This window comes from Fictibacillus sp. NRS-1165 (assembly GCF_050468105.1).
GTDB classification, from domain to species: Bacteria; Bacillota; Bacilli; order Bacillales; family Fictibacillaceae; genus Fictibacillus_C; species Fictibacillus_C terrinigri.
This window is the reverse complement of sequence record NZ_JBDPNU010000086.1, coordinates 1-3,211: the sequence shown is the minus strand read 5'-3', so window position 1 is coordinate 3,211 and position 3,211 is coordinate 1. Positions and strand designations below refer to the sequence as shown.

At 43.4% G+C, this 3,211-nt stretch carries 4 protein-coding genes; all 4 read right to left on the bottom strand.

Going from position 1 to position 3,211, the window contains the following annotated elements; all coding sequences use genetic code 11:
* Positions 1–21: 21 nt before the first annotated feature.
* The 4 genes from ABHN01_RS24055 to ABHN01_RS24040 all read right to left on the bottom strand — a co-directional run bounded on the left by ABHN01_RS24055 (position 22) and on the right by ABHN01_RS24040 (position 3,162).
* On the bottom strand, positions 22–495 hold the full coding sequence (locus tag ABHN01_RS24055; protein WP_429877642.1) for a hypothetical protein: 474 nt from the start codon (positions 493–495) through the stop codon (positions 22–24).
* Between the two features lie 105 nt (positions 496–600).
* Positions 601–912 carry an AtuA-related protein gene (locus tag ABHN01_RS24050; RefSeq protein ID WP_429877641.1) on the bottom strand — a complete coding sequence of 104 codons (312 nt, stop codon included), beginning with the start codon at positions 910–912 and terminating at the stop codon, positions 601–603.
* A gap of 3 nt (positions 913–915) precedes the next feature.
* Positions 916–2,268 (bottom strand): acyclic terpene utilization AtuA family protein, encoded by a 1,353-nt coding sequence (locus ABHN01_RS24045; protein WP_429877640.1) that lies wholly within the window; start codon positions 2,266–2,268, stop codon positions 916–918.
* 27 nt (positions 2,269–2,295) lie between these two features.
* The gene (locus tag ABHN01_RS24040) at positions 2,296–3,162 is read right to left on the bottom strand and encodes an HpcH/HpaI aldolase/citrate lyase family protein (RefSeq protein ID WP_429877639.1); all 867 of its coding nucleotides are present in this window, start codon (positions 3,160–3,162) and stop codon (positions 2,296–2,298) included.
* Positions 3,163–3,211: the final 49 nt, after the last annotated feature.

Sequence of the window (3,211 nt, the reverse complement as noted above, 5' to 3'; positions counted from 1 at the left end):
ATATACTTCCATCCCCAATCCTCAGAAAATCTTCGCAGCCGTTTGGCCGATCTCACCAGTTCCATAGACCATGATTTTTTGTGTATTTAATAATCTAGGTGTCAAGGGATGCCATTTTTTTTGATTCTTTAATTTTTGAAAGGGGTCATGTAACTGTAAATCCTTAAGTATGTAGCTCAAGCAATATTCGGCAATTCTTTGTCCAAAGGAACAAATCGTTCTGGTTAATAAGACATCTTCGTTCCACTGTTTTTGGTATAAAAAACAGTCAACACCCGCTCCCAGGGAGTGCACCCATTTAAGTGAACTGTAGTCATAATCGGACTTCAAATTAAAGGAGGCATAAGCATCCGCCCACACCAAATCCTCCTGCGTCATCTCCTCTTCAGGCAGAAAACGAAAATTTTTATGAAGATCCTCCTTATCAATAATCGTCTTAAGTTTGTTGTACATGGGGCTTACGACTAGTAAATTATTAATTTTTATTTTTCTCACCTCTCTTTTTATTAAAAGGAACTGAATCACTTCATTATAATCCAAAAAGTCTTGAGCATGTTTAAAACACCCCTGTCAATACAGGGATGTTTATCTCCTTCCATTTCAATCAAGCAGATCGATTTCCATATCCATCAGAGCTGAACTCAAACTTTTCCCATGGCGATCGATGGCAAGGGAGCGAGTGACACCCCCGCCTAATGCGTTTTCCATAACGAAATTTAGAGCTCCGATCTTAGGGAGTTCATATCGTTTCACGTCTCCCTTTACAATTTCCTGAAAATAATCTTTTACCCGATCCGCGGTTACAGAATTCTTCACCTTCTCATAATCACCCATTTCATAGACGATGACAGAAACATTCGAGATATTTCCTTTATCACCTGTTCTGGAATGGGCAATTTCCTTTAGTTTCAACAATTACACCTCCTCGCAAAGAACGTCTATATGTATATCACTTTCCGGGATGAGTATTGAGGCAATGGAAACGATATCCTCAATGTTGACCCTTACTCCCCCGCCTCCTGCTGGTCCATTCGTATAGAGGGCTTCTACTTCTTGTCCTATTGCCAGAGCATCTTTCTGTTCGGTGGTCCTTGCCGCAATTCGTAACCGAACCTCTGAAGGCAAGTTGTTCGGATTCAATGATTTTGATATAGACTCCCCGTACAATGAGGAAACGCCGATAAAATCAATGGTAAAATCCTTCATTTGAATATTTGAGTGTTCGATCCTTTTCCTTATGATTACCTCAGCCAGCTTTGCTCGATGAAAACAGCCTGAACCCCCATAGCTGATTTCGGCTTCTACAATGTAACCGTCCTGATATCCTACGCTTGTTTTATAAAAGCCGCTTTTTCTTGTTCCTGTCGCACCCGTGACCAAAACATGATCAGGAGACGTCTCGTCCACTTCAATTTGGGAGAAATCCGCGATCACATCCGGGGTTAAATACATCGCCGGATCATGAATTTCATACACGATTTGTTCCTTTACTGTCGCAGTAGAAACAACCCCGCCTGCCTCAGGAAGTTTACTTAAAGTAATATCCCCATTCTCATTGATTTCAGCGATAGGAAAACCGACATTCCATAGGCCTTCCACTTCTTTATAGCCAGGATCGGCAAAATATCCTCCAGTTACCTGGGCTCCACATTCCAGTAGATGGCCTGCTGCCGTCGCTTTACCCAGCCGTTCGTAATCTGCAGGCTCCCAGCCGAATTCATGCATCAACGGGCCGACCGTTAGTGAAGGATCAGAGACCCGCCCAGTTATCACGATATCCGCATTTTCTTTTAAAGCCCTAACAATTCCCTCCATGCCGATATAGGCATTCGCGGAAATAATGGATGTTTGGATTTCTTTCAGCTTCTTCCCAGTTTCCATCACGGTTAGCTCCAAATACTGCCCGATGTTCGAATACACGTCATCTCCTGTAACTGCAGCAATTTTGAGGCCGCGGATTCCCCGTTCCTGTGCCATTGCTTTGATTGCTTTCGCTGCTGAAACGGGATTGGCAGCACCCATATTCGTAATCACTTTAATATGGTTTTTAGCACACAAGGGCAATATTTTATCCATTCGGTACTCCAGCAATGGATTGAAGCCCTTTTCTGTATCCTTCAATTTTTCTTGTTGAGCTAAGGCAATGGTTCGTTCAGCCAGACACTCAAAAATGATATAATCCAAACGGCCGTTTTTCATTAATTCAACGGCAGGTTCAATCCGGTCGCCGGCATAGCCTGCACCTGCACCAATCCGTATCGTCCTCACGTTCTTCTCTCCCATCCGTTTGTCCGCTTAAGAAGAAAGGACCCCTGCTAATCTCAGTATCCTTCTGGCCCGATCCACAACCGGCAAATCCACCATTTTACCGTCCAGCTGCAAAACACCGGAGCCGTTTTCTAATGAATGTTCAAAGGCTTTCACTAATCTTTCCGCGTCTTCTATCTCTTCTTGTGTTGGAACAAAGACCTGGTTAACCAGCTCTATCTGGTCAGGATGAATAACCAGTTTTCCCTGAAAGCCCAGCTGTTTGATCAATGTCGTTTCTTTCAAAAACCCTTCGCTGTCTCTTATATCAACGTACACCGTGTCAATTGGAGCTTCTATGCGGGCCGCCTTGGATGCTATCACGATTTGGGACCGTGCATAAAGCAGCTCTAATCCGTCTTTCGTCAGATCCGCCTGGATATCCAATGCGAAATCCACGGATCCAAACGCCATCCGTAATACACGAGGGCTTGCTGACGCGATTTCAAAGGCTTGATGCAGCCCTAAAGCGGATTCGATAAGAGGAACAATTTTAATATCGGGTGTATCCATGTTCCTTTTTGCTTCTAATTCGCTGATCATGCGGTCAAGAAAAAGGATTTGTTCGCTCGTTTCTGCCTTTGACAAGACAATCCCTGATACACCCGCAGTTACCATACTCGTCAGATCCTCATAAAAGTAAGGAGAATGGCAGCTGTTCACTCTTACAAAATTCACTTTTTGTTTATGAAGAGCGATTGCTTTTCTCACTCTTGATCTGGCCATTTCTTTTTCATTTGGAGACACAGCATCCTCCAAATCAAAAATGAGCACATCAGCACTCAAGCTGCCTGCCTTCTGTAATTTCTTTTCATCCGACCCTGGAACAAACATCCATGTTCGATATCCATTCAATCACATCACCACTCTCTTAAGCTCTTACAAAACTCCTATTGTCCGATAA